22 protein-coding genes are annotated in these 25,754 nt (G+C 60.2%); 15 read left to right on the top strand and 7 right to left on the bottom strand.

The window, feature by feature from the left end; all coding sequences use genetic code 11:
* Position 1: 1 nt before the first annotated feature.
* Positions 2-2,251, top strand: coding sequence for a molybdopterin cofactor-binding domain-containing protein (locus tag RAD15_RS39535; RefSeq protein ID WP_458184115.1), 2,250 nt, complete (start codon positions 2-4; stop codon positions 2,249-2,251).
* Positions 2,252-2,393: 142 nt separating this feature from the next.
* Here RAD15_RS39535 and RAD15_RS39530 read toward each other — a convergent pair whose 3' ends face one another.
* Positions 2,394-3,590 (bottom strand): acetyl-CoA C-acyltransferase, encoded by a 1,197-nt coding sequence (locus tag RAD15_RS39530; RefSeq protein ID WP_458184114.1) that lies wholly within the window; start codon positions 3,588-3,590, stop codon positions 2,394-2,396.
* A gap of 247 nt (positions 3,591-3,837) precedes the next feature.
* Here RAD15_RS39530 and RAD15_RS39525 point away from each other — a divergent pair, with 247 nt between their 5' ends.
* From RAD15_RS39525 to RAD15_RS39510, 4 genes are all read left to right on the top strand, one after another.
* Positions 3,838-4,629, top strand: coding sequence for a crotonase/enoyl-CoA hydratase family protein (locus tag RAD15_RS39525; protein WP_458184113.1), 792 nt, complete (start codon positions 3,838-3,840; stop codon positions 4,627-4,629).
* Between the two features lie 56 nt (positions 4,630-4,685).
* Positions 4,686-5,579, top strand: a complete 894-nt coding sequence (locus RAD15_RS39520) for an alpha/beta fold hydrolase (protein ID WP_458184112.1) — start codon at positions 4,686-4,688, stop codon at positions 5,577-5,579.
* 336 nt (positions 5,580-5,915) lie between these two features.
* Complete coding sequence (locus RAD15_RS39515) at positions 5,916-7,115, top strand: ABC transporter substrate-binding protein (RefSeq protein WP_458184111.1); 1,200 nt, start codon at positions 5,916-5,918, stop codon at positions 7,113-7,115.
* Between the two features lie 100 nt (positions 7,116-7,215).
* On the top strand, positions 7,216-9,021 hold the full coding sequence (locus RAD15_RS39510) for an AMP-binding protein (RefSeq protein WP_458184110.1): 1,806 nt from the start codon (positions 7,216-7,218) through the stop codon (positions 9,019-9,021).
* 118 nt (positions 9,022-9,139) lie between these two features.
* On the opposite strand, the gene RAD15_RS39505 is transcribed toward RAD15_RS39510, so the two are convergent.
* A complete protein-coding gene (locus RAD15_RS39505) occupies positions 9,140-9,658 on the bottom strand; it encodes a winged helix-turn-helix transcriptional regulator (protein WP_458184109.1) in 519 nt (172 codons plus the stop codon).
* 199 nt (positions 9,659-9,857) lie between these two features.
* On the opposite strand from RAD15_RS39505, the gene RAD15_RS39500 reads away from it, so the two are divergent.
* From RAD15_RS39500 to RAD15_RS39475, 6 genes are all read left to right on the top strand, one after another.
* Positions 9,858-10,490 (top strand): DsbA family protein, encoded by a 633-nt coding sequence (locus tag RAD15_RS39500; RefSeq protein WP_458184108.1) that lies wholly within the window; start codon positions 9,858-9,860, stop codon positions 10,488-10,490.
* A gap of 445 nt (positions 10,491-10,935) precedes the next feature.
* A complete protein-coding gene (locus RAD15_RS39495) occupies positions 10,936-11,673 on the top strand; it encodes an SDR family oxidoreductase (protein WP_458184107.1) in 738 nt (245 codons plus the stop codon).
* A 12-nt stretch (positions 11,674-11,685) separates the two neighbouring features.
* Positions 11,686-12,867 (top strand): acyl-CoA dehydrogenase family protein, encoded by a 1,182-nt coding sequence (locus RAD15_RS39490; RefSeq protein WP_458184106.1) that lies wholly within the window; start codon positions 11,686-11,688, stop codon positions 12,865-12,867.
* A 21-nt stretch (positions 12,868-12,888) separates the two neighbouring features.
* Positions 12,889-14,019 carry an acyl-CoA dehydrogenase family protein gene (locus RAD15_RS39485; RefSeq protein ID WP_458184105.1) on the top strand — a complete coding sequence of 377 codons (1,131 nt, stop codon included), beginning with the start codon at positions 12,889-12,891 and terminating at the stop codon, positions 14,017-14,019.
* Between the two features lie 15 nt (positions 14,020-14,034).
* On the top strand, positions 14,035-15,222 hold the full coding sequence (locus tag RAD15_RS39480) for an acetyl-CoA C-acyltransferase (RefSeq protein ID WP_458184104.1): 1,188 nt from the start codon (positions 14,035-14,037) through the stop codon (positions 15,220-15,222).
* 21 nt (positions 15,223-15,243) lie between these two features.
* Positions 15,244-16,257, top strand: a complete 1,014-nt coding sequence (locus RAD15_RS39475) for an NAD(P)H-dependent flavin oxidoreductase (RefSeq protein WP_458184103.1) — start codon at positions 15,244-15,246, stop codon at positions 16,255-16,257.
* 222 nt (positions 16,258-16,479) lie between these two features.
* Here the strand turns inward: RAD15_RS39475 and RAD15_RS39470 are convergent, their stop codons facing one another.
* Both RAD15_RS39470 and RAD15_RS39465 read right to left on the bottom strand, forming a co-directional pair.
* Positions 16,480-16,776 carry a YciI family protein gene (locus RAD15_RS39470; RefSeq protein ID WP_458184102.1) on the bottom strand — a complete coding sequence of 99 codons (297 nt, stop codon included), beginning with the start codon at positions 16,774-16,776 and terminating at the stop codon, positions 16,480-16,482.
* Positions 16,777-17,027: 251 nt separating this feature from the next.
* A complete protein-coding gene (locus RAD15_RS39465; RefSeq protein WP_458184101.1) occupies positions 17,028-17,930 on the bottom strand; it encodes an SDR family NAD(P)-dependent oxidoreductase in 903 nt (300 codons plus the stop codon).
* A 224-nt stretch (positions 17,931-18,154) separates the two neighbouring features.
* Between RAD15_RS39465 and RAD15_RS39460 the strand changes: the two genes are divergently transcribed.
* The 4 genes from RAD15_RS39460 to RAD15_RS39445 all read left to right on the top strand — a co-directional run bounded on the left by RAD15_RS39460 (position 18,155) and on the right by RAD15_RS39445 (position 21,941).
* The gene (locus RAD15_RS39460; RefSeq protein ID WP_458184100.1) at positions 18,155-19,153 is read left to right on the top strand and encodes a fumarylacetoacetate hydrolase family protein; all 999 of its coding nucleotides are present in this window, start codon (positions 18,155-18,157) and stop codon (positions 19,151-19,153) included.
* Positions 19,154-19,244: 91 nt separating this feature from the next.
* On the top strand, positions 19,245-20,042 hold the full coding sequence (locus tag RAD15_RS39455; protein ID WP_458184099.1) for an enoyl-CoA hydratase/isomerase family protein: 798 nt from the start codon (positions 19,245-19,247) through the stop codon (positions 20,040-20,042).
* On the top strand, positions 20,008-21,309 hold the full coding sequence (locus RAD15_RS39450; RefSeq protein WP_458184098.1) for a CaiB/BaiF CoA transferase family protein: 1,302 nt from the start codon (positions 20,008-20,010) through the stop codon (positions 21,307-21,309). Before RAD15_RS39455 ends, RAD15_RS39450 begins: the two co-directional genes overlap by 35 nt.
* Positions 21,310-21,449: 140 nt before the next feature.
* Complete coding sequence (locus tag RAD15_RS39445; protein WP_246918174.1) at positions 21,450-21,941, top strand: winged helix-turn-helix transcriptional regulator; 492 nt, start codon at positions 21,450-21,452, stop codon at positions 21,939-21,941.
* Here RAD15_RS39445 and RAD15_RS39440 read toward each other — a convergent pair.
* Genes RAD15_RS39440 through RAD15_RS39430 form a run of 3 tightly spaced genes read right to left on the bottom strand, consistent with a single transcriptional unit; the run spans position 21,921 to position 25,629 of the window.
* The gene (locus tag RAD15_RS39440; protein WP_458184097.1) at positions 21,921-22,775 is read right to left on the bottom strand and encodes an FAD binding domain-containing protein; all 855 of its coding nucleotides are present in this window, start codon (positions 22,773-22,775) and stop codon (positions 21,921-21,923) included. The two genes, RAD15_RS39445 and RAD15_RS39440, sit on opposite strands and share 21 nt — an antisense overlap.
* The gene (locus tag RAD15_RS39435; RefSeq protein ID WP_458184096.1) at positions 22,775-25,144 is read right to left on the bottom strand and encodes a xanthine dehydrogenase family protein molybdopterin-binding subunit; all 2,370 of its coding nucleotides are present in this window, start codon (positions 25,142-25,144) and stop codon (positions 22,775-22,777) included. Before RAD15_RS39435 ends, RAD15_RS39440 begins: the two co-directional genes overlap by 1 nt.
* On the bottom strand, positions 25,141-25,629 hold the full coding sequence (locus RAD15_RS39430; protein ID WP_458184095.1) for a (2Fe-2S)-binding protein: 489 nt from the start codon (positions 25,627-25,629) through the stop codon (positions 25,141-25,143). The genes RAD15_RS39435 and RAD15_RS39430 overlap by 4 nt, the downstream gene beginning before the upstream one ends.
* Positions 25,630-25,754 lie beyond the last annotated feature (125 nt).

Below are 25,754 nucleotides of genomic sequence, written 5' to 3'. Positions count from 1 at the left end.
CGTGGCTCGGCTCAAGACGATTGCAAGACGCACGTTCCTGATCGGCTCCGCTGCGATCGCCGGCGGCGTCGCCTTCGGCTATTACCGATTGCGCCAGGACCCTCCCAATCCGCTGCTCAAGGACCTTAAGGCAGGGGAAGCCGCGATCACGCCCTACGTCCGCGTCGACGCAAAAGGCGTCACGCTCATCACGCCGCGAGCCGACAAGGGCCAAGGCTCATATTCCATCCAGGCTCATTTGATTGCTGAAGAGCTCGACGTGGATCCGCACAAGGTTCGCATCGATCCCGGTCCGCCAAGTCCGGCCTACTTCAACAGCCGGGTGATGGACGATAGCCTACCCTTCTCTACGATCGACGATGGCATCATGGCCCGAGGCGCGCGGGGAGGTGGCGAGGTGTTGAGCCGCGTTCTCGGCATGCAGATCACGGGAGGCTCCTCCACCGTACCGGACGGCTATCAAAAGCTTCGCATGGCGGGCGCCGTCGCGCGCGAGACTTTGAAGGAGGCGGCGGCCAGAAGGTCGGGGGTGTCACGATCGCAATTGAAGACCAAGGACGGTCAGGTCATCTTGCCCGATGGCAAATCCCTCACATACGCGGAACTGGCCGCTGAGGCAGCGCAGCTTGCGCCGGTGACCGATGTCACGCTCCGGCCGGAACAGGAGTGGCGCTACATCGGCAAGAAGATGCGCCGGACCGATATCGTCGCGAAGTCTACCGGTACGCAACAGTATGGGATCGATATTCGCCCTGACCGGGTCGTGTACGCGACCGTCCGCGCCAACCCCGGCATAGGAGGCACGATCAAACGATACGATGCCTCCAGCGCGGAAAAGATGAGAGGCGTCAAAAAGGTCGTCCCCATCAAAGACGGCGTGGGCGTCATTGCAGATAACACCTGGAGAGCCTTTCAGGCCGCAGCCGCCATCAAGATCGAATGGAACGATCCTCCCTATCCGGCCGACTCGGCTGGAATGTGGAAGGTGCTGGAGAGTTCATTCTCCAAAGACCACCAGGACAGCCGGCTTCGCAATGACGGAGACGTCGAAAGGGCGTTGGCCGGCTCGTCCAAGCCGATTGAGGCGGAGTATCGGACTCCATATCTGGCCCACGCGCCGCTCGAGCCCATGAATGCGGTCGTACGCTACACGAAGGAACGGCTCGACATCTGGACGGGAACGCAGATCCCGGTCTTCCTTCGTGGGCATGCGACAAAGCTGACGAAACTGCCGGAAGAGAAGATCTACGTGCACGCTCAGCCGATCGGCGGCAGCTTCGGGGCACGACTCGACGACACCTATGCGTTGCAGGCGATCGAACTCGCGATGGCCATGGAAGGCGTTCCGGTCAAGATGACCTGGAGCCGCGAAGAGAACATGGGGCACGACTATCCGCGCCCGATTCAGCTCTCGCGCGCCAAGGGAACCGTTCGCGATGGCATGGTCGAGAGCATGAGCATCGATGTGGCCGGACAATCGATGGGCGCCTCCTGGTTCAATCGGTTACAGGCGCCCGTCCCTCCCGGCCCCGATGTTTCAAGCGTCAACGGTATTTGGGACCAGCCTTTCGCAATACCGAACTTTCGTGTGACGGGTTATAAGTCGAAGGAAATGGTGCCAGTCAGCCCGTGGCGATCGGTTGGAGCGTCCGCCAATGGCTTCCACCATGCTTCCTTCCTAGACGAACTGATCCATGCCGCGGGCGCGGATCCGATGGCAGAGCTCATCCGTCTCTGCAATCATGAGCCGTCCAAGAAGGTGCTGCATACTTTGCGTGATATTTCCGCCTGGAAAGGCTCGCGAATCGACGATCGACGAGCCCGCGGCGTGGCGCTGACTTTGTCCTTCGGCGTGCCAATGGCTCAAGTCGTCGAGGTGAGCTACACACCTCAGGGCATCAAGATCGACAAGGTGTATGCCATTTGCGATGTGGGGCGCATTCTGGACCCGGTCAACTTCGAAGCGCAGGTGCGGGGTGGCGTCATCTGGGCCTTGGGCCACGCCATGAACTGCGAGCTGACCTACGAAAACTTTGCGCCGGTCCAGACCAATTTTCATCTATTCGAGGCCATGAGATTCCATCAGGCACCCGAAATCATCGTCAAGGGATTGGAGCTTGGTGGGGACGTGAGAGGAATTGGTGAACCTCCCGTCCCGCCGGCGGCCCCGGCTCTCGCCAATGCGATCTTTGCTCTCACCGGGAAGCGGGTACGCGAATTGCCTCTCAACAAGAGCGTCAATTTCGCTTGATGAGTCGATTGCCGGAAATCTCAGTCCCGCGACGGCCGCTTGGCCGGCCGTCGCTTCGACGACTGTCCGAGGCAGTATCTGTTGAGCGCTAGGTGCGCCGCCAATTCCGCGATGCTCCAGGCCGGCTACGGGCGCTTGGGCTTCAATTGCAACGGCGCTCGACGGCAATGGCGGTGGCTTCGCCGCCTCCGATGCAGAGCGCGGCAACCCCGCGCTGGAGATTGTTCGCCTCGAGCGCGTGCAGCAGCGTCACGATCAGCCGCGCGCCGGTGGCGCCGATGGGATGGCCGAGCGCGCACGCGCCGCCGTTGATGTTGAGTTTTTCGCGAGGGATGCCCAGGTCACGCTGCGCTGCCATCGCGACGACGGCAAAGGCCTCGTTGATCTCGAACAGGTCGACATCGGAGGCAGCCCAGCCGACCTTGTCGAGCAGATTGCGGATCGCCGGGATCGGCGCCGTCGTGAACCATTGCGGCTCTTGGCTGTGAGTGGCGTGGCCCTTGATCTCGGCAATGGCAGGCAAGCCGTTGCGGTCAGCGAGCGAGAGTTTCGTCAGCACCAGCGCGGCGGCGCCGTCGGCATTGGCAGAGGAAGCGGCCGGCGTGATGGTGCCGTTGGCGCGGAATGCCGGCTTCAGCCCCGGGATCTTTGCGGGATCGACCTTCAGCGGATGCTCGTCATTCGCGATGATGCGTGGACCGGCCTTTTCCGTCAGCGTAATCGGCGCGATCTCGGCCTTGAACGCACCGCTCTCGACTGCCTTGCGTGCGCGGCTCAGCGTCTCCATCGCGTAGGCGTCCTGGTCCTTGCGGGTGAACTGATAGGTCTCTGCAGTCGCTTCGCCGAAATCGCCCATGGAGCGGCCGGTCTCGTAGGCGTCCTCGAGCCCGTCCATCATCATGTGGTCGATGATGCGGTCATGGCCGGCACGATAGCCGCCGCGCGCCTTGGCGAGCAGATAGGGCGCGTTGCTCATGCTCTCCATGCCGCCGGAGACGACGATCTCGGCAGATCCCGCGCGGATGATGTCGTGGGCCAGCATGGTCGCCTTCATCCCGGAACCGCAAACCTTGTTCACCGTGGTGGCGCCGCTGGCGTCCGGCAAACCGGCGCTACGTGCCGCCTGGCGCGCCGGCGCCTGGCCTTGTCCGGCCGGCAGCACGCAGCCCATGAAGACCTCGTCGACCTTCTCGGGCGCGAGCTTGGCGCGCTCCAGAGCAGCCCTGATCACATGCGATCCGAGCTTGTGCGCGGGGAGCGGCGACAGCTCGCCCATGAAGCGGCCGAGCGGAGTGCGGGCGGCGGAGACGATGACGACGGGATCGGCTGCTTCAGCCATGATGAGGCTCCTCGCTGTTCAATGTTGGCTGACAGTCATCATATGATGTATTGATCCGATTGCAATGCACCCCCGGAGCATTCAAAACTTCCTGGCGCTGCACGCGCCTCCCGCGGCGGTGGCATTCACCTTTGAATAGGGGCGGCACAAGATTGTTGTAGCCGGCTTGCGAAGCGCACTGTCAACTCGCCAGAAAGAAAGCGGCTTTGGCGACGCGGTCGCTATTTGGCGTGTCCGGAGGATGCAAATGAGCGATCAGAAGGCCCCGGCTGGCCGGATCCGCACGGAAGTTCACGGTCGAATACTCAAGATCCTCATCGACAATCCAGCGAAGAAAAACTCGTTCACACCCGCCATGATAGTGGAGATGTCGAATGCCATGACGCTTCTGGACCGCAACGACGATTATTGGGCGGGCGTCGTTTGCGCAGAAGGACCGGACTTCACGTCAGGTCTCGACATGCCCAAATTCTTCGGTCCGAACGCCGAGAAGATCGATATTTCTCCGAGAAACATCGATGCATTTGCGCTCAAGGGACGATGCCGCAAGCCGATCGTGACGGCCGTGCAGGGCATCGTCTATACGATCGGCATCGAAATGATGCTCGCCGGAGATATCGTTGTCGCTGCGTCGGACAGCAGGTTCTGCCAGATGGAGGCAAAGCGTGGAATTGCGCCTCTCGGTGGCGCCCACTTCCGATTCCTGACGCGCGCAGGTTGGGGTGATGCCATGTATCATCTGTTCCTTTGCGACGAGTTCGATGCCGCCCGCGCTCACGCCATTGGTCTCGTACAGGAGGTGGTTAAGCCCGGAAGCCAGATCGACCGTGCCATGGAGCTAGCGCAGACGATCGTCAAAAATGCACCGCTCGGAATACAGGTCACGAAGCAGGCCGCGCTGAAGTATATCGAAGCGGCCGAGCGAGAAGCGATCGGCTACATACCCAAGATCGAGGATCGCGTTCTTGGTAGCGAGGATATGATGGAAGGCATTCAATCTTTCATCGAACGTCGTGCGGCCGTTTTCCGCGGAAAATGAGCGGCGCTCGTGCCGGAAAAGCTTGAAAAGTCCTTTGGACGAGTTGCACCGCAACGATGATCGACGCTCGCGAAACTTTCGGCGGAACCTGGCCCTTCATGCCTCGCTTCTTCGAAGGAAACGGTTTCCGGATGCATTACGTCGACGAGGGGAGCGGAGATCCTATCGTCTGCCTGCACGGTGAGCCGACGTGGGGCTATCTTTATCGCCGCTTCATCCCGCCGCTCGCGGCTTCGCATCGGGTGATCGTTCCCGACCATATGGGTTTCGGCAAGAGCGAGACGCCTCCAAACCGGGAATATTCGCTGAGAGCCCACGTCGAGAACTTCACCAAATTGGTCGAAGCGCTCGGTCTCACGAACATCACGCTTGTTATCCAGGATTGGGGCGGATTGATCGGTTCGGCGTTCGCGCTACGCAATCCCGATCGCGTCAAGCGGCTGTTCTTGCTCAACACGCTTACTGGCTACGGCAATGCTCCTCCGGGGATGACGCCGTGGTTCCAGCTCGTCCTTGGTCATCACAGGGCTGGAACGCTTCCTGAAGTGCTCGGGCACCTCGATGTCAACATCCTGAGTGTCATGAAGACCCAGGGCCTGGAGAATCTCTCCGTCGTCAACGCCGATTGGCTCGCGGCCTACGGGGCGCCATTTACGACGAGAGAAGAGTGTCTTGGAGCGATCGAGTTTCCGCTCGATGCACTACTCGGCAGAATCCGGCCCTACCTCGCGGAAGGCTTTCCGCTCATTGACAATCTGAAGTCCAAGCCGGCGATGCTCGCCGTGGGCATGAAAGATCGCGCCATCGCGCCCGAGACGCAGATCGCCGATTTCAGCGCGATCTGGCCGGGTAGGCCGATCATAAGACTTCCGAGCGCGGGACACTTCAGCCAGGAAGACGCGCCCGATACGGTGATTGCGCTGATCGAGCTTTTCATCAGCAGTACCTGATGACGTGCGCTCACGTGTCGACCTTCCAACCTCGTGAGGCGGTAGGTCGCTGGGGGCAGCAACGTCTTTAGTTCTATTTCGGGAGCAATCCAAAAAGTTGCGCGTAGAGCTATTGCGGTAGGAGAAGCTGCGAAAATAAAGCATTGGTGACCGTGTCGCAGATGCTGGATTATGGAGACGCTTGACGGGTTCTAAAAAAGAACGGTATGGTCGGTCAGACCTCAAGCCTGTCACTCCGGTCGGCGCCGAGCCAACGACCGGCGGGCGAGCACGAAAAGCAGAAGGTCAACCAACATACTGGCGTGTCCTGACAGGCGCGCGTGGGGAGGACGATCCATGATAGCGAATTGGAAAATCGCGATAGCTTTTGCTGTGCTTTTGAGCGGCCCCGCATCCGCGGCGGAAGAGCCCGGCATTTCCGAAACTGAGATCAAGGTTGGCGGGGTCTTTCCCTTCAGCGGACCGGCATCATCGATCGGGCTCGTGGGCAAGGGGCTGATCGCCTATATCCAATCGCTGAACGACCGGGGCGGCGTAAACGGCCGCAAGATCAACTACATCGCCTACGATGACTCATACAGTCCGCCCAAGGCGGTTGAGCACGTGCGCAAGCTGGTCGAGAGCGATGAAGTGTCCTTCATGTTCGGCCAACTCGGTACGCCCGGCATCTCGGCTACGGCCAAGTACCTCAGGGCGAAAGGGGTGCCCAGCATCGCAATCGTCAGTGGTTCATCCAAGTTCACGGATGTCGCAAATTATCCCCTGACGACGACCGGGCTCGTCAGTTACGATACCGAAGGGAAGATCTACGCCAAGTATCTGACCAAGACGCTTCCCAACGCGAAATACGCAATTCTCTACCAGAACGACGACCTCGGTAAGGACTACATCAACGCCTTCAAGGCGTATCTGGGGGCAGATTTCGATCGGAAGGTCGTGACCGCATCTTACGAGGTGACCGAGCCGACGATCGATTCACAGATCACGAATCTCAAGAGCTCGGGCGCCGAGGCTCTCGTGATCGCCGGAACACCAAAGTTTGCAGCGCAGGCGATCAGGCAGGCTTCTGTGATTGGATGGAAGGCGACCGTCATTATCAATTATCCCTCCGCATCCATTGGTGGCACGCTCGCGCCGGCCGGGCTTGACAAATCGATCGGCGTGATCGCCGGCACGATCAACAAGGACGCCGCGGACGAGACGTGGAAGAACGATCCGGGCATGCAAGCCTATAAGAGCTTCTTTGAAAAGTATCTGTCCGGCGCCGACATCACGAACGGAAGTTATACGCTCGGATACCAGCAGGGATTTCTGCTCGAGCAGATTCTGAAGCAATGCGGCAACGATCTCTCCCGCAAGAATATCCTGGCGCAAGCAAAGAATCTCAAGAACGTCGTGGTCCCCGTTGGCCTGCCGGGAATCGAGGTGAACACCAGCGAAAGCTCGAACATGATGTCGACTCAAATGCGGTTGCAGCGCTGGACTGGAACGACCTACCAGCTGTTCGGCGACGTGCTGGACGCGAAATCCGAGTAGTCGATCGCGCGGAAAACCGGAGAACGGTGCGGAACCGAACGCGCCGTCGATCTCCTGAAGTGAGCTCCGCGCGAGTCCGCAAGTCATAGGGTCATCTTCAATGTCAATGAACGCACCTGTATTCGCGCCCAAAGAGGTCTCCCTGCAGCGTCGCAGCGACGGTACGCTTATCTTGAGCTCACCGATCGAACTGGGCGAGTGCGACTGGCGGATCACGGACTTCCTGGCGAGATGGGCGAAAGCCGCTCCCGATCGCATTTTCCTGGCTCAACGCAATTCAAGGGGCGGATGGGACGAGATCACGTATAGCCAGGCCTGGTCCTTGGTTCAGGCGGTCGGCCAAAGCCTGATCGAGATGGATGCGAAGCCTTCAGATAACCTCGCCATCCTTTCCGGTAATTCCATAGAGAATGCGGTGATGTCTTTCGCCGCCATGTCGATCGGCGTTGTTTTTGCGCCGGTCTCGCCGAACTACACGCTGATGCCCGGCGGTCTTGCACGGCTGAAGGATATCGCAGAGGTGCTGCGCCCGAAGTTCGTGTTCGCGCAGAGCGGACGCGAATTCTCAGCCGCACGCTCCATTCCAGATCTGAAAGCGGCGACCTGGATCAGCGTAGACGGCGCTCCCGAAACGGTGCGCTATTCCGACCTGACCGAGAAGAGGAGCAGCTATCAAGGTTTCGAAGGCGCGTCCCGCTCTGTATCCTGCGATTCCGTCGCAAAAGTTCTTTTCACGTCGGGCTCGACCGGTCTTCCCAAGGGCGTCCTGAATACCCACCGCATGATGGCGAGCTCTCTCCAAATGGGCAGCTTGCTGGTAGCCCCGTCCAAAGCGCCCGTTCAGGTCGAGTGGATGCCATGGCACCACACCATGGGCAGCAACGTCATTCTGCACGGCATACTGAAGAATGGCGGGACGCTCTACATCGACGACGGCCGGCCATTGCCCCAGCTCTTCCACAAAACGCTCCTCAATCTCCAGGAGGTTTCGCCGACCGCTATGTTCAACGTGCCGGCCGGTTACAATTTCCTTTGTGACGCCATCGAGAAGGATACCGAGCTTGGCGCGCGCGTATTGAAGCGGCTGGATCGCATAAGTTACGCCGGCGCAGCCATCTCGCAAAACACGCTCGAGCGTCTTTATAAACTGACGTCATCGATCACCGGCCGGCGTATTCCTGTCATGTCCGGCTACGGTACGACGGAAACCGCTCCAACGATAAGCACGACGCATTGGGCCACCGATCGACCAGGGGAAATCGGCCTTCCCGCGCCCGGTTTGCAACTCAAGCTGCTTCCTGTTTCCGATACCTACGAGGTGCGCGTCAAAGGTCCTAACGTCACGCCGGGTTATCTCGGTCGGCCGGATTTGACGGAGCAAGCCTTCGATGAAGAAGGCTTCTATCGCATCGGCGACACAGTCTCGTTCATGGACCCCGAGAAACCTGAATCTGGACTTCGCTTTACGGGTAGGATTTCCGAAAACTTCAAGCTCGCGAACGGGACCTGGGTGTCGATCGGGAACATGCGCGCCGCAATCCTGGCGGCTACCCGCGGCGTGCTATCGGATGTGGTGATTGCAGGCGAAAACCGAGACTACTGCGGTCTGCTTTGCTGGCTGAACCCAACGGAGGCGGCGCGGATCTCTTCGCAGCCGTCTTCCGACCTGACCAACGATCCCGTCGTTGTGCAGTTCGTCAAGGACCGGCTCCAAGAATACAACCGGACCGTTGGCAGCAGCGAAAATGCTCATTCGTTCGTGCTGCTCAAGGAGCCGCCGTCGATCGCCGCCGGCGAAATCACCGACAAGGCCTATGTCAATCAACGCGCCGTCTTGAAGTGCCGGTCGGACCACGTCGAATCTCTCTATTGCTCCCCCTCGAACCCAGGCGTGATCCGGGTTTGAGTTCTCACTCATCGAGCACCCAAAGGGTTGCGGGCATGGAGGCTGATCGCGGTGAAGCGGTCGGCTCCTCGACCATTACGCGGGTAGCGGCTTGGCGGGCTCCACAGGGCAGGGGCGATCAGGCCGCCTTGCGGCGCGCTTTGGGTTTTGGGGCCGGCGCTTCCGTTTCCTTTTGCGCGAGGGGACGCCTGGCGCCGGGGCCCGGATGCGTATGGACCTCTTTGGCTACAATCGGCTCGCCACACTCGGAGCAAACCATGACGGGGTCGAAGTTCTTACCGCAATTGCGATGCTGATGCAGGAGCGGCCGACCGCGTTCGTCGACCATGTGAGTGTCTCCCCAATGGACGATCGCCATCATGATCGGATAGAGATCGAGGCCCTTCTGCGTCAGGATGTACTCGTGGCGCTTGGGCGACTCCTGATAGGGGACCCGGCGGAGAATGCCTTGCCGGACAAGCTTCTTCAATCGCTCGGCAAGCAGATGGCGCGTGATACCCAAGGCGGACTGGAATCCCTCGAAGCGACGAGTGCGCAGAAAGCATTCGCGCAGGATAAGCAGCGTCCATCGGTCGCCGATGACCGCGATCGTCCTGGCCATCGAACATGGCTCTTCCTCAAGTTCTTTCCATTTCATCCGCGGTCTCCAATAGCCCCAATCATTCTCCCACGAATCTGCGGAGAAGAGACAAGTCATACCATTCTAGATAGGTACTGATCCTCAAACAATACCCCTCGGAAAAATCGACCAAATTGCCGGGCTATCGGTTTGACAGTTCAAAAACAGAACTGTAAACTCTTATCGCAATCATCGAATTTGTCCGGAGGACGCCGATATGACCCCGAAAGTAGAGTTTCAGTTCGATTTCGGTAGTCCGAACGCCTATTTGGCCGAGGTCGCGATCCCGGGCATCGAACAGCGCACCGGGGTTAAATTTGAGTACGTCCCAGTCCTTCTTGGCGGCATCTACAAGGCCACTGGAAACATGTCGCCCTTCGATTCCCTGCGGGGAATCAAGAACAAGCCGGAGTACCAGGCGCTCGAGACGCAGCGGTTCATTCGCCGCCATAAGGTGACGAAATTCCGCACCAATCCCTTCTTCCCAGTCAACACCCTCATGTTGATGCGCTGCGCGGTCGCGGCGCAGTTCGAGGGAGTGTTCGAGCCCTATTTCAGGGCGGCCTATCATCATATGTGGGAAGAACCGAAGAAGATGGACGATCCCGAGGTGTTCCGCAGCGCGTTCGTCTCTTCAGGCATCGATATCGATCGCATTGCGAAGCGTGCGCAGGAAGACGACGTGAAAAAGAGGCTCATCGAGCTGACCAACGACGCTGTGAGCCGGGGTGCGTTCGGCTCGCCGACTTTCTTCGTGGGCAAGGAAATGTTCTTCGGAAAGGACCAGCTGCGGGACGTGGAGGAATCCATCGTCGAACAATCCGGCGGGGCTGCTTCCAAAGCCAAGTGATATCTGCATCGACGGTCGGCGATCAGGAAATGAGATTGGCACCAAAGCTCGCCGGGCCGATGATCGTTTCGCATCTTGCGGGCGAGGCTTTCGAAGGCGCTCGCCCGCAATACTTTAGATATCAATCGCGGCCCAGATATTGGACAGCACTGATGTCCCTCAATCTTGTGCCTTGAGCGAGCTCACCTTTAATGAGCTGTCCTTGGATCGGGGTGGCGGATCTTCTGCCGTGCCCGGCTGTCAGGCTCGAAATCCTGTTCAGCTTGAGGTTGGAGCGTGGTGCGCCTTGCGAGCTCGAAGCACCAAAGTCAAATATCAATTGACGAGTTCTAAAAAAGAACCTATGTACTGTCCATGATGCCGAGGGCGCGTCGACGGACGTGGTTCGGCGGGTCCACGGTAAAATCGTTCGCAAGCGACGTATAACCTCACAGGGAGCACGCCCGTGCAGAAAAGAAACGCAACTGCGGCTGTCATCGGCGCCGGCGATTTCATCGGCGGCGAGATCGCCAAGAAGTTTGCCGCAGAAGGCTTCACGGTCTTCGCCGGCCGTCGTAACGGCGAAAAGCTGGCTCCGCTCGTCAAGGACATCGAGGCAGCCGGCGGAGAGATTCACGCCCGTTCGCTCGACGCTCGCAAGGAAGACGAGATCATCTCCTTCCTGAACGATGCAGACAAGCATGCGCCGCTGGAAGTCTGCATCTTCAACATCGGCGCGAACGTCAACTTCCCAATTCTGGAAACCACTGAGCGTGTTTTCCGCAAGGTCTGGGAAATGGCCTGCTATTCCGGCTTTCTGGCCGGCCGGGAGGCGGCCCGGCTCATGCTGCCGCGCGGGGGCGGCAACATCTTCTTTACCGGAGCGACCGCCTCGCTGCGCGGCGGCGGCGGTTATGCCGCCTTTGCAAGCGCCAAGTTCGGCCTTCGCGCGGTCGCGCAGGCGATGGCCCGCGAGCTTGGCCCGAAGAATATCCACGTCGCTCATCTGATCATCGATTCCGGCGTGGATACCGAATGGGTTCGGCAGCGGCGGCTGGAGGCTCTCGGGCCAAACGCGCTGGATGATCCAGATGCGCTGATGCCGCCGTCCTCCGTTGCTGCGTCCTATTGGCAACTCTATCAGCAACCGAAAAGCGCATGGACGTTCGAGCTGGAGATTCGTCCTTTCGGCGAGAAGTGGTGAGGAGAAAATAGGATGGAGCTGGAGCTTTCTCCAGAGGATGCCGCATTTCGGGACGAGGTGCGCTCCTTCATCGCGGAAAACTATCCGGCGGAAATGCGTGTTCCGAATCCGGAGACGGACCTGACCAAGGAGCAATCGCTGCTCTGGCATCGCATCCTGCACAAGAAGGGCTGGATCGCGCCTCTCTGGCCCAAGGAGTACGGTGGGCCCGGCTGGTCGATTACGCGCCGCTTCATCTTCGAACAGGAGACCAGCCGCGCTGGCTCGCTGCCGCCCTTAGCATTCAGCGTCACAATGGTCGGGCCGGTCATCTACACGTTCGGTAACGAGGAGCAGAAGAAGAAATTTCTTCCGCGTATTCTGTCGGGTGAGGACTGGTGGTGCCAGGGTTATTCCGAGCCGGGCTCCGGCTCGGACCTGGCAACCGTCCGCACCAAGGCCGTCCGCGACGGCGATCACTACATTGTCAATGGCCACAAGACCTGGACGACGCTTGCTCAGCATGCGGATTGGATCTTCTGCCTCGTCCGGACCGATCCGAATGCGAAGCCACAATCCGGCATTTCTTTCCTGTTGATCGACATGAAGTCGCCGGGCGTCACCGTGCGGCCGATCATCACCATCGACGGCAGCCACGAGGTCAACGACGTTTTTCTGGAGAACGTTCGCGTCCCCGTCGAAAACTTGATCGGCGAGGAAAACAAGGGTTGGACTTACGCCAAGTTCCTGCTCGGCAACGAACGAACCAGCATGGCCGGCATCGGCCGGTCAACACGCTACATCAACAAGCTGAAGAAGATCGTAGAGGCCGAGATCCCGTCCGATGATCCGACGCATCTCGACTTCGAGCGCGAGATCGCCCTCGTCGAGCTCGACGTATTGGCGCTCGAGGCGACCGAGCTGCGTGTCGTGGCTCAGATGGCGCGTGGCATCGATCCTGGACCGGCCGCATCACTGTTCAAGATCCGCGGGACCGAGATCTTCCAGAAGATCACCGAACTGACCCACCGCGCGATCGGCAATTACGGGCTGGCGCTGCGAGAGCATCCGGCCAGCGCCAATCACTTCATGCCTGGTCCCGACTACGGGCACACCGCGTCGGAAAAGTACCTGAATTCTCGCAAGCTCAGCATCTACGGCGGGTCGAACGAGATTCAGCGCAACATCATCGCAAAAGCGGTGCTTGGTCTCTAGCCGGAGTGTCGAGAGGGTCGGATGGACATTCAGTTTACTGAAGAGCAGGAACTGCTGCGATCCAGCATCCAGCGCCTGTTGCGCGATCAGTATGATTTCGAAGCGCGCCGCAAGATCGTTGCCGACGAGCATGGGTTCAGCCGCGGGCAATGGGGGGCGTTTGCCGAACTCGGCCTTTTGGCGGCACCGTTCGCGGAGGATGCCGGCGGCCTCGGCGGCGGCCCGCTATCGACCATGATCATCGCGCATGAATTCGGGCGCCATCTTGTCGTCGAGCCGTTTCTCGAGACGGTGGTGCTGGCCGGCGGCCTGATCGAAAGGCTCGGCGATGCCGCACAGAAGCAGGGCTTCATCCCCGATATCATCGACGGCAAGAAGATCTGGACGCTGGCTTGGACGGAGAAGGGTGGCCGGTTCGATCTCGCAGACGTGACGACCACTGCGCGACGCGAGGGCGAAGACTATCTCCTGAACGGTGGAAAGACGGCGGTGATTGCGGCGCCCTGGGCCGACTACCTTGTCGTCTCGGCGCGCAACTCGGGCAGCCGAAAGGACCACGGTGGCGTCAGCTTGTTTGTGGTCGACCGCCGCGCGGCAGGCGTTGACCTGCAGAGCTTCAAAGCTATTGACGGCCGTCGCGCCGCCGAGATTAGTCTACGCAATGTCCGCGGGCAGCTGCTCGGCAGGGAAGGGGAGGCGGTTGCAGCGCTGGAGGCGTGCCGCGATCGCGCCATCGGTGCGCTCTGCGCAGAAGCGGTCGGTGCCATCGGCGAGCTGAATTCCGCCACATTGGAATACTCGAAGACCCGCAAGCAGTTCGGCACCACCATCGGTTCATTCCAGGTGCTGCAGCATCGGATGGTCGATATGTTCATCGCCCATCAGGAGGCGCTCTCCCTGATGCAGCATCTCAATCTCAGCATCAGCGGCGGTGACGCGGGGCTCTCGCGGCTCGCTTCCGGCGCCAAGACAAAGATCGGCTATGCGGCCAAGTTTGTCGCCGACCAGGCTGTGCAGCTGCATGGCGGCATGGGCATGACCGACGAGCTCAATGTGGGTCACTATTTCAAGCGCATCTCTTCCATCAATATCCAGTTCGGCGACCCCGCGTTCCACGTCCTGCGCTATGCACGACTGGGCGCGGCCGCGTGAGAAAAGAGGCAAAATATGACGACTGAAGCAGTAATCGTTTCCACCGCCCGTACCGCGGTCGGCAAAGCCTACCGCGGATCGCTCAACAACACGGAGGGACCGACCATGGCTGGTCACGTCATGGCCGAGGCGGTGAAGCGCGCCGGCATTGCGCCGGGCGAAGTCGAAGACGTGGTGATGGGCTGCGCCATGCAGCAAGGCACCATGGTGATGAACGTGGCCCGCAAGGGAGCGATCCGCGCGGGCATGCCGGTAACAGTCGCCGGGACGACGATTGACCGGCAATGCGCGTCGGGCCTGCAGGCGATCGCGGTGGCAGCTCGTTCTGTGATGCTTGATGGCGTGGACATCGCGATCGGCGGCGGCATCGAGTCGATCAGCCTGGTGCAGAACGAGCACATGAACAAGTTTCACATGGTCGACGATGAATTGATGGCGATGAAGCCGGACATGTACATGTCGATGCTCGAGACGGCAGAAACGGTCGCCGAGCGCTACAAGATCGGCCGCGACAAGCAGGATGAATACAGCCTCGAGAGCCAGCGCCGCGTCGGAGCTGCCCTGCAGAGCGGCCGGTTTGACGACGAAATTGTTCCCATCACGACAAAGATGGCGCTCGTCAACAAGGAGACCAAGCAGGTCTCCTATGAACAGGTGACGCTCACCAAGGACGAAGGTCCGCGTCCCGAGACGACCGCAGAAGGCCTCGCCAAGATCAAGCCGGTCTTCGAGGGCAAAACCATCAGCGCAGGCAATGCGAGCCAGCTTTCGGACGGTGCTTCTGCGTGCGTGATCATGAGCGACAAGATCGCGGCCAAGAAGGGGCTCAAGCCGCTCGGAATCTTCCGGGGCTTCGTTGCCGCGGGCGTCGAGCCGGACGAGATGGGCATCGGTCCGGTCGTCGCGATCCCCCGCCTGCTGAAGCGTCACAACCTGAAGGTCGACGACATCGATCTCTGGGAGCTCAACGAGGCTTATGCCGTTCAGGTGATCTATTGCCGCGACAAGCTCGGTATCGACCCGAACAAGCTCAACGTCAATGGGGGCTCGATCGCGATAGGCCATCCCTATGGGATGACCGGCGCGCGCCTCACTGGCCACCTTCTGATCGAGGGACGGCGTCGGAAGGCAAAGTACGGCGTCGTGACCATGTGCATCGGCGGCGGCATGGGCGCCGCGGGCCTTTTCGAAATCATCCATTGAACGGAACTGCGGGAGATCATCGTGAAGACAGCGATCACTGAACTATTCGGTATTCAACATCCGATTATTCAGGGCGGGATGCACTATGTCGGGTTCGCCGAACTCGCAGCAGCGGTGTCGAACGCCGGCGGACTTGGCCTCATTACCGGCCTCACCCAGAAGACGCCCGAGCTGCTGGCCAAGGAGATCGCGCGCTGTCGTGACATGACGGACATGCCTTTCGGCGTCAATCTCACCTTCCTGCCGAGCTTTACCGCGCCCCCTTATCCCGAATATATCGCCGCGATCAAGGAAGGCGGCATCAAGGCGGTCGAGACCGCCGGCCGCAGCCCGGAGGAGTACATGCCGGCGCTGAAGGCCGCCGGCATCAAGGTGATCCATAAATGCACCTCGGTGCGGCATTCGCTGAAGGCTGAGAAGATTGGCTGTGACGCGGTCAGTGTCGATGGCTTCGAGTGCGGCGGTCATCCCGGCGAGGACGACATGCCGAGCATGATCCTGCTGCCTCGTGCGGCCGATGAGCTCAAGATCCCGTTCGTTGCGTCGGGGGGCATGGCCGATGCTCGCAGCCTCGTTGCGGCTCTTTCCATGGGGGCGGCGGGCATGAACATGGGCACCCGCTTCGTCGCTACCAAGGAGGCGCCGGTCCACGACAACGTGAAGCAAGCACTGGTCAAGGCGACCGAGCTTGACACCGTTCTCGTCATGCGCGCGCTGCGCAACACCGAGCGCGTGCTGAAGAACAAGGGCGTCAACGAGCTGATCGAGATCGAGCGCGAGAAGGGTGCGAGCCTGAAGATCGAGGACATTCTCGACCAGGTTGCCGGCGTCTACCCAAAGGTCATGTTGGAGGGCGACATGGATGCCGGCGCTTGGAGCTGCGGCATGGTGGTCGGGCTGATCAACGATATTCCGACCGTCAAGGAATTGATCGATCGCATCATGGATGGTGCCGAACGCATCATCCGGCAGCGGCTGACGGGCTTCCTCGACGGTGTGAGCACGGGTTCAGTCCCGGCACGCGCAATCGCCTGACGCTTCTGAGAAGCAGTGGGTTAACGGACAGGTCGCTCGATATTCTAGCGTCCTGTCCCCTTGCACCTTGTGTGTTCGTCAGCCACGCCTCTCATTGAAAAGAGAGGGCGTCGCTGCTTACACGGCCGATTTTGGGCAGCGCACTCGAGCGCGCATCGTACGTCCGAGAGACAAACTCCGGACTCGCCCGGTACTCGGCCCTGGACCTGATGGGCGCGGGGTTTAGCCCCGAGCCGCCAAATGACGCATCGGATAATGCTCATAATGGCCGGCGCCGTTCCTCACAATGGGATCCTGTGAGGTAATCGCTTCGATGTTCTCATCATCGGCGATCTGGTAGAGTGAGACACCATAACCGCCAGTCGGATCCATGACGGGGCCGTGCGCGACGACTGTTCCTTTGGCGAGCAAATCGTCCAGGAAGGCTCCATGCTGCTTCATCCACTTCGCTTCGTCGGCCGTCATCGTCGTCAAGAAATCGGCCCGCGGCGGAATGTATTTGCAGAGGTAAGCCTTCATGTCTGGACTCCAAGATTAGAGGCAGTGGTGACGCGCCCGTCGATCTGTCGGCCGTTGCCGGTATTGGGGACCGGTCGTGTCGCGACTATCAAATTATAAGTCGCTATATAAGAGATATAAACATCGGATTTGAGGGGGCGATCAGATTCTCCGGGCCGGTTGCGCATGCCGCAACCGACTGGGAGCGCCCGTTTGCGTTGCTATTCAATGCCGATGACGCACGAAAGGCCTCGTCGTCTTGACGGTCCCGCCTATCCTCCCGTCGTATAGAAGTCCGCATGGCGCAGAACGAAATCGTAGACGCTGAGCGGCGGGTTTCCGGTGATCTTCTCGACATCCGATGTCAACCTGTCGTATCGATTCTGCTGTTTGAGAAGAGCCATTGTCGCAAGATGGGAAAGCGCATGGGGAGGCAATCTTCCGCTATCCTCCAACTGCTTGCGCCAAGGTTCCCAGGGAACGTCGACATAAGTGATCGGACTTCCGAGCGCCTTGGAGAACTCTTCGGCAATTCCGTTCATGTCCTGTGACCGGGGTCCCGTCAGTTCGTAGATCTTGCCGATATGCGGGGCAGGGTCTTCGAGGATGGCTGCGATCACGCGCGCAACATCTTCACTCGCTATCGGCGACGTCTTCCCGTTTCCGAAAGGCAGACGAATTTGTCCATGGTCGCGGATGGAGTTCGCGGATAGCCGCAGGAAAAACGTGTCCAGGAATGCCGTGGGGCGGACATGTACGACGGGTAGTCCGGACCAATCCAGCGCCTGTTCTGCGAGCCAGTGCAGCTTTTGCTGCGGGCTGTCGGTCGTCGAACTAATGCTCATCTGCGATACGGTCATCTGAGAGATGTTCACGAACGCGCTCACCTTGTGGTGCTTCGCGACGGCCGCAGCGTTGACGGTCGCCTCCAGATATGAACGTGAAACGGCCATACCGAAGTACACTCGCTCGCACCCTTCGATCGCTCGATGCATCGCATGCAGGTCGAGAAGATCGCCAACAATGATCTCGGCCCCCAGGCTGGCGAGCTTGGCCGATCGAGCGTCTTCGCTGCGGACGAGAGCTCGTACCCTCGATCCTCGCTCGATCAGTAGCTTGGATACGGCATAGCCAATGGTTCCGGCGGCGCCGGTGATCAGGATCGGAGATGGCATGCTTACTCCTGGCGAGGCGCGCGCGACGGGCATTGTCGGCGAGCCAATTAAGGGCATATCAGACAAATCTTTATACTTTAGCCGCTCAGGGTAAGCAACGACCCCGCTCCGCGTGGTGACCGTTCGTCACCGTAGCCGGTTCGCTTGTCGTTTGACTTGCAAAATAAAAGTTATGAGGTATGCTTCGGCCAACAAACGAAATCGTCAAATCAGGGGAGGCGTTGGTGAAGTTAGCCACCTATCGATCGAATGGTCGAAGCAAAGTCGCGCTGGTTCATGCCGCCGACACGCGCCTGTTCGATCTCGCTTCCGCATCCGTACGAGCCGGCAAACCAAATCCGGCCTTCAATTCGATGCTCGAGCTCATCGACGACTGCGACGCTTCACTCGGTGCTGCGTCTGACCTGTTCAGCCGATACGGGCAGGACCAGGATCTGTCGTCCGATGTCGCTGCATCGGAGCTTCTCGCCCCGCTGCCGGAGCCGCGCCAAATGCGAGACGGTATGTCGTTTCCGGTGCACATCGTTCAAGCGCCGATCGGACACCTCAAGTTCCAGGCGCGAAAAGCCGGCGATGCGGTTGAGCTCGCCCGCCTTCAGGCTGCGCCTCTGCCTGAATTGCCGGAAATCTATCGCAAACAGCCGATCTACTACATCACGAACCGCTTCAGCGTCGGAGGCCCCAACGCCACAGTGAGATGGCCGCGCTACAGTCGAGTGATGGACTACGAGTTGGAGTTCGGCATCATCACCAAGAACAGGGGCGCGAACATCTCTGCAACGAGGGCGCGGGATCACATATTCGGGTTCACGATCTTCAATGATTTTTCCGCGCGCGACGCCCAGCGGGTAGAGATGGAAGGCAGGCTGGGGCCAGCCAAAGGCAAGAGCTTCGACGGTGGCAACGTGCTCGGGCCCTGGATCGTGACGCCAGATGAAATAGGTGATCCCTACAATCTCACCATGGAAGCGCGCGTCAATGGGGAGACCCGTTCGCGAGGCACAAGCAAAGGCATGCTGTTCTCGTTCGAAGAGATCATCGCCCATGTGACACGGGATGAAACGTTGATGCCGGGTGAGTTCATCGGTTCGGGTACTGTCGGCAATGGCTGTGGTCTCGAGCTCGGATGGTACCTCGAGCACTCGGACACGATCGAGCTCGATGTCGAGAAGATCGGAGTCTTGAGAAATAGAGTCATGCGTCAGGATGCGCTGGAAAATTGATACTTGCAAAATGCAAGTCGTGATGTGACAATCTCTTTATAGGAAGATAAGGGGCCGTTACGTAACGGCGTCGGCGACCAGGGAGGCGGCTTTGTCTGAAGAGGCATTGGTGACGCGCGACGAGCGCGGAAATATCTCGGTATTGACCATGGTCTACCGGCCGTACAATTTGCTCGGCCCCAAATTTCTCAATGCGATCGTTCAGCAGGTTGAGGCGGCCCAGAAGGCCGGAAGCCGTGCGATCGTCATCCGCAGCGGGTTGCGTCATTTCTCGGCCGGAGCGGATCTGGATATTTTCGAGACGCAAGTGGCGGCCGACGATGCCGAACGGAGCGGCGTGAATTTGCGGCGGACGAACGTTGACTTCCTGCGCTTTATGGAGCTGTTGCCGGTTCCGTTGATTGCGAGCATCCACGGTGTCTGCCTGGGTGGCGGGCTCGAACTCGCTTTGTCCTGCGACTACATCATCGCGGCTAGTTCGGCAAAGATCGGCTCGGTCGAGGCGACGCTGGGGCTGCATCCGTTGCTGGGCGGGATCCAGCGTCAGGTGCAGCGGATCGGCGCGCAGCGTGCCAAGGAAATGTCGATGTTGGCGCGCCGCTACGACGCACCGACGCTGGAGAAGTGGGGTCTGATCAATCTAACTGTCCCGGAGGAGTCCTTGGAGGCTGCGACGATGGCTATCGCGGAGGAGTTTGCGCAGGGCCCCACGGTCGCGCATGCCGCAACCAAGGAGCTCGCCTATATCGCAGTCAACGAGGGCGTTGCGGCTGCCGACGAAGCAATGGCGAGAGTACAGGCGCCGATATGGGCGTCGGAGGACCTGAAGACCGGCCTTACGTCCTATCGCAAGAATGGCCCTGGTCTCGCAAAATTCGCTGGGCGCTGACATGAGCGGCCCCCTCAGTGGAATTCGAGTCGTGGATTTCTCCCGCGTCCTGGCGGGCCCCTTGTGCGCGAGGACGCTGCAGGATCTCGGCGCCGAGGTCATTAAGATCGAACCGCCGAGCCCTGATGTCAGTCGGTTCGCGTTTCCGTCGACCGACGGCATGTCAGGCTATTACGCGCAGCAGAATGCCGGCAAACGCAACGTCAGCATCAATCTCAACCTGCCGGGCGCCTATGAATTGGTTCTGAAGCTCTGTGACACGGCGGACGTCGTGGTCGAGAATTTCCGCGCCGGCACGCTCAATTTCTTCGGGCTCGACTACGATACGTTATCCAAGCGAAACCCGAAATTGATCTACGCGTCCATCACCGGATATGGGCAGGGCGGCCCCTGGCGTAGCCGGATGGCGTATGCGCCGACCGTGCAGGCCGAGGCCGGCTTCACTCATAACAGTATTCGTCACTACGGCGAGGCGTTGACCGAGCCGCGCACCGACAGTCTCTCGCATGCGGACGTCTACACCGGGTTGCAGGGAGTGATCGCGATCCTCGCGGCTCTCAACAGCCGGCAGAAGACCGGGCAGGGCCAGTATGTAGACATCGCCATGGCGGCGACGCTGCTGGCGGTCAACGAGCGAGCCCACGTCGATCTGTCCGATGACGACATCGGAGCGGAGCCGGCGGTGCTGGGGGCGACCGACTGCTCGTTCTTCATCGGGCCGCAAGGCGAAGAGTTCACGGTCGCAACGAGCATCATCGGCAGCCTGACGTTTCCGTCTTGGCTGAGAGCGATGCGCCGTGTCGATCTGATCGAGGATCCACGGTTCGCCACCGCGGCCGCGCGCCGGTTGAACTTCGGTCTGCTGCACCAAATCATCCAGTCCTGGATACTGACATTCCCGGACATGGCGACACTGGACGCGCAGTTTGACGAAGCCAAAATCGCGATGGGCGAGATTCGCTCCATCAAGGAGCTCGCATCTTCCGAGTGGAGCGACTATTGGGGCGCGGTCCAACGGGTTCCCGATCGAAGCGGCGGGGAATACCGGTTGCCGGGACGACCGTGGCACTTTTCCGGAGACCAATTGTCGCCGATTGGAGCGCCGGCCTTCCAGGGAGAACACAACTTTGCGGTTTTCGGCGAACTCGGCATCAGCGAAGAAGAGTTGAAGCAACTGAGCGAGGCAGGTGTTCTGGTCTCCCATAGGCGCGCCCTGGAGACCGACGCGGCTGCCAAAACGAAAAGCGAGCCCGGACAGGCCGCCTGAGCAACACGCGCGAAAAAGGTTTGTACTGGACATACACGAATCCCGCTCGATTTGGTATGGGCTTGGTTTGGAGGTGAAAACCTATGTCCAGTGCGAAGCAGGGCCGTCTCGCCAACAAGGAATGCTCCATTGCGCGAGCCATGGAAATCGTCGGGGACCGCTGGTCTATCCTGATCTTGCGGGAAGCGTATTACGGCGTGAAGCGCTTCGACGAGTTCGAGATGTACGTCGGAATTGCCCCCAACATCCTGAGCGCCAGGTTGAAGAAGCTTGTAACTGCCGGTGTTATGAGGCGGGTACCTCTACCCGAACATTCGGGCCGATACGAGTATGTCCTCACCGACAAGGGCCGCGACTTTTTTCCGGCCTACCTTGCGTTGAAGAAATGGGGTGACGATTGGCTCGCGGAGTCAGAGGGACCGCAGGTCGTGTTTCTCGATCGCGCGGCGGGACGTCCGATTGAATATCCGGAGCTGAAAAGAGCGGACGGCAAGCCCTTGCGGCTCGAGGACGTCGAGATCGTCCCCGGCGCGGGTGCCGTGCGGTTCAATCGAGCGCGATTTGGTGGCGCTCCAGGCGGCCGCAATGTCGCCAAAGCGGTGGGGGCCGTCTCAAGAGGAAAGCGCAAGTAGAGCTCGCCCGATCTCGATCCTGATCAAGTCCGCGCGATATTCGGCCGGTGCATATCGGTCCGAGAGACATTCGGTGATGTCACCGACCATCTTGGCGGCTTTGCCGATGTTGTCCTGAGAGAGAGCCTTGCCGATCAGGAAGTCGGACGCTGCCTTGCCTACGAAGGCGTGGTTCGCTGCACCGGTGATGCCGATGGAAACGTCGGCGACGATACCGCCCTGCATTTGCACCCCTGCCGCGACCCCCACGACGGCAAACCCACTCGCCGGATGCCGGATCTTTCGATAGGTGTAGCGCGTGCCCGGCTTCGGCCTCGGGATGCGGATAGCGGCAAGAACTTCGTCTGACCCCAGGGCCGTCGTGAAAATATCGACGAAAAAGTCTTCCGCCGGAACGGTGCGACGTCCAGCTGCGCCAGCGATCTCGATTTCCGCCCGCAGCGCCAGAACGACGGCTGGCCAGTCTGCCGCGGGGTCGGCATTCGCCAGCGAACCGCCGATCGTGCCGCGGTTACGGACCTGGGGATCGGCCAGAACACTGGCGGCCTCCCGGAAGAGCGGGAATACCTGATTCAACGGTTCGGAAGCGAACAGCTCGGCGTGGGTCGTGAGTGCGCCGATCTTGACATGGGTTTCGCCAATCTCGATCCCCTTGATCTCGGGGATGCCTCGGATGTCGATCAGAAGTTCGGGCGACGCCAGCCGCAACTTCAGCGCTGGAAGCAGGGTATGGCCGCCGGCCAGAAGCTTCGCTCCGTCGGGATTGTCGCGCAACAGCTCGATCGCCTGGGCGAGGGATGACGCGCGGACATATTCGAATGCAGCGGGGATCATCAGGCGGCTCCTGCGCGTGCGTTGCGTACTGCGGCCCAGATTCGCGGGGGCGTGAGAGGCATATCGAGATGTTTGATGCCGAATGGCGACAACGCATCGAGCACGGCGTGGACCATGCAGGGCGGAGCAGCAATCGAGCCGCTCTCACCGATACCTTTCACGCCGATCGGATTGGTCGGCGACGGCGTTTCCTGGAACAGGGATCGGATGTTCGGGACATGCTCGGCGCGGGGAACGGCATAGTCGAGCAGCGAACCGGTCAGGAGCTGTCCGTTCTCCGGGTCGTAGCTGACTTCTTCATAAAGGGCTTGAGCAATGCCCTGCACGACGCCGCCATGGATTTGACCGGCCGCCAGAAGCGGGTTGATCAACGTCCCGACGTCGTCCACCGCGACATAGTCGAGAATGTCGACCGTTCCGGTCTGGGGATCGACCTCGACATAAGCGAGGTGGACCCCTGACGGTGCGCCCATGCCGGTCGGATCATAAAAAACCGTCTCGTCGAGGCCGGGGGCCACCCCGTCGGGCAACTTATGGCCGACATATGCCATGCGCGCCACCTTGGCGAAGGTCAGTGGGGCGATATCGGTGCCGGGTACGGTGAATGCGCCCACCGAATAGGAAACATCCTTCTCGTCCACCTCCAGCATGCCCGCGGCGATCTTCTTGGCCTTGGCGATGACCTGGTGAGCAGACACATGAACGCTCGATCCGCCGACCGCCATGGTGCGTGAGTTGAACGTGCCGTGTCCGGCCTGCACCTGGCGCGTGTCGCCCTGAACGATCTCGATATCGTCTATCGGAATTTGCAGAACATCCGCAGCGATTTGCGCGAGCGACGTGGCGTGGCCTTGCCCCTGACTCATCGAGCCGGAGTAGACAGTGGCCCGGCCGCTGGAATCAATGCTCACGCGAGCGCTTTCCCAGCCGCCGCGGTTGAACCCGCCGGGAGCCAAACGGCGCGATGGAGCCATGCCGCACATATGGGTGTAGGCAGCGACTCCAATGCCGCGGTAGACGCCGGTCCCGCGCAAGCGCTCGCATTCTTTGCGGCGTCCTTTGTAATCGAATGTCGCCAGCGCCTTGTCCAGCAATGCCTGATAATCGCCGCTGTCGTACATGACGCCGGTGCTGCCATAGGGCCGGTAAGGGAAATCCGACGAATGAAGCAAGTTCTTTCGTCGGACGTCCACCTGGTCGAGATTGAGATGACGCGCCACGGCATCGATGGCGCGCTCCGCGATGTAGGCTCCTTCGGGCCGTCCATAGCCGCGGTAGGCGTCTACTGGCACCGTATTGGTGACTACGACCCGGGAAAATGCTTCGTAATTGTCGATCTTGTAGGTCCCGGTTCCGAAGTTGACCGTGTTCACGGTCGGGCCGCCGGTCGCCATGTTTGACAGATACGCTCCGACATTCCCAAGCGTGCTGACCTTGAGGCCCAGGATCTTGCCGTCGTTCTTGAAAGCGACCTCGATATCCTCGGTATGAGCGCGGCCGTGGCTGGTCGACTGATGGCTCTCCGAGCGAGTCTCCCACCACTTCACCGGTGTGTTCAATTCGCGAGCGAGATAGGGGCAGAGCAGATCTTCCGGGTATAGATGCATCTTGGCACCAAAGCCGCCCCCGATATCAGGCGCGACCACGCGCAATTGATGTTCGGGAATGCCGACCGTCTCCGCGATCCAGCGCCGGTGCATATGAGGAACCTGGCTGCCGATATAGACCGTGAGCGTGCCGTCGGGCTCTGGTGCGGCGATGACCGCGCGCGTCTCCATGCAAGTCGGAATCAAGCGGTTATTGATGACGCGAAGACTGATGACCTGGTCTGCCTCCGCATTTGCCTTGGCGTAATCGCCGCCCTTGACCTTGTAGAGAGTCGTGACGTTGCCCGGTACGTTCTCGTGAAGTTGCGGCGCGCTTTGCTGGACGGCCGCCGCCTCGTCGGTCACCGCGGGCAGCGCCTCGTAATCGACCTCGATCAGCCCGACTGCATCGTAGGCTTGTGCCAGCGTCTCCGCCACCACCAGCGCCACGCATTCTCCGACAAAGCGAACGCGGTCTGTCGCGATGACGGGGCGGACCGGTACCTTGCTTCCAGGGATAATCCAGTTGGGCACGATAGGACCGATCCTGTCGATGAGCGTCGCGCCGGAGAGAACCAGTCGGACTCCGGGCGCCGCTTTCGCATGCGACAGATCGATGCTGCTGATCGCGGCGTGCGCATGTGGCGATCGGAGGATCGCCATGTGCAGCATGCCCGGCAACTTGATGTCGTCGACGTAGCGGCCCCTGCCGTTCAGTAGTTTGCGGTCCTCGCGTCGCCTCAGCGACTGGCCGATCAGGCGTTTTCCGGTTGAAATGGTCATGCCACGTCCCCCTTCGAAGCGAGGCTTTCGACGGCGCGCACGATGTTATGATACCCGGTGCAGCGGCAGATATTTCCGGCAAGACCGTGCCGTATCTCGCGCTCGCTGGGACTAGCGTTTTCCTTCAACAGATTCCGCACGCTCATGACCATGCCCGGCGTGCAGAAGCCACATTGAAGCGCATGGTGATCTTGAAACGCCGCCTGAACCCGATCGAGATTGCCGCCGCCGGCCACACCCTCGATCGTCGTGATGGACGCACCGCCGGCCATGACGGCGAGGACGGTGCAAGACTTCACCGCCTGTCCATCGATCTCGACAGTGCAGGCGCCGCATTGAGAAGTGTCGCACCCGACATGTGTGCCGGTGAGACCGAGATCCTCCCGGATGAGGTGGACAAGCAACCTGCGCGCCTCGACGGCCACCGTCCTAGGCGAACCATTGACCTCGATTGTCACTTCATGCGGAACGGCTTGAACCGGCATAATTCCTCCCGCGGTTATGTTTGATGCTTTACTTATAGTCACTCTAATAATAATAGTGACATCCGGCAAGCGATTTTTGCCGCCGCCCCGCGATTTCGGATGCAGCTCCTATGCGGGGTGCAGCG

Source organism: Bradyrhizobium sp. 14AA (assembly GCF_054185205.1).
The sequence above is the reverse complement of the archived record's forward strand: the minus strand, read 5'-3'. Positions and strand labels throughout refer to the sequence as shown.

Coding starts and splice junctions, on each gene's coding strand:
- RAD15_RS39530 (WP_458184114.1), bottom strand. CDS start 3,590: ATGGCTGAAGCAGCCGATCCCGTCGTCATCGTCTCCGCCGCCCGCACT.
- RAD15_RS39525 (WP_458184113.1), top strand. CDS start 3,838: ATGAGCGATCAGAAGGCCCCGGCTGGCCGGATCCGCACGGAAGTTCAC.
- RAD15_RS39520 (WP_458184112.1), top strand. CDS start 4,686: ATGATCGACGCTCGCGAAACTTTCGGCGGAACCTGGCCCTTCATGCCT.
- RAD15_RS39515 (WP_458184111.1), top strand. CDS start 5,916: ATGATAGCGAATTGGAAAATCGCGATAGCTTTTGCTGTGCTTTTGAGC.
- RAD15_RS39510 (WP_458184110.1), top strand. CDS start 7,216: ATGTCAATGAACGCACCTGTATTCGCGCCCAAAGAGGTCTCCCTGCAG.
- RAD15_RS39505 (WP_458184109.1), bottom strand. CDS start 9,658: ATGAAATGGAAAGAACTTGAGGAAGAGCCATGTTCGATGGCCAGGACG.
- RAD15_RS39500 (WP_458184108.1), top strand. CDS start 9,858: ATGACCCCGAAAGTAGAGTTTCAGTTCGATTTCGGTAGTCCGAACGCC.
- RAD15_RS39490 (WP_458184106.1), top strand. CDS start 11,686: ATGGAGCTGGAGCTTTCTCCAGAGGATGCCGCATTTCGGGACGAGGTG.
- RAD15_RS39485 (WP_458184105.1), top strand. CDS start 12,889: ATGGACATTCAGTTTACTGAAGAGCAGGAACTGCTGCGATCCAGCATC.
- RAD15_RS39480 (WP_458184104.1), top strand. CDS start 14,035: ATGACGACTGAAGCAGTAATCGTTTCCACCGCCCGTACCGCGGTCGGC.
- RAD15_RS39470 (WP_458184102.1), bottom strand. CDS start 16,776: ATGAAGGCTTACCTCTGCAAATACATTCCGCCGCGGGCCGATTTCTTG.
- RAD15_RS39465 (WP_458184101.1), bottom strand. CDS start 17,930: ATGCCATCTCCGATCCTGATCACCGGCGCCGCCGGAACCATTGGCTAT.
- RAD15_RS39450 (WP_458184098.1), top strand. CDS start 20,008: ATGGCCCTGGTCTCGCAAAATTCGCTGGGCGCTGACATGAGCGGCCCC.
- RAD15_RS39445 (WP_246918174.1), top strand. CDS start 21,450: ATGGAAATCGTCGGGGACCGCTGGTCTATCCTGATCTTGCGGGAAGCG.
- RAD15_RS39440 (WP_458184097.1), bottom strand. CDS start 22,775: ATGATCCCCGCTGCATTCGAATATGTCCGCGCGTCATCCCTCGCCCAG.
- RAD15_RS39435 (WP_458184096.1), bottom strand. CDS start 25,144: ATGACCATTTCAACCGGAAAACGCCTGATCGGCCAGTCGCTGAGGCGA.
- RAD15_RS39430 (WP_458184095.1), bottom strand. CDS start 25,629: ATGCCGGTTCAAGCCGTTCCGCATGAAGTGACAATCGAGGTCAATGGT.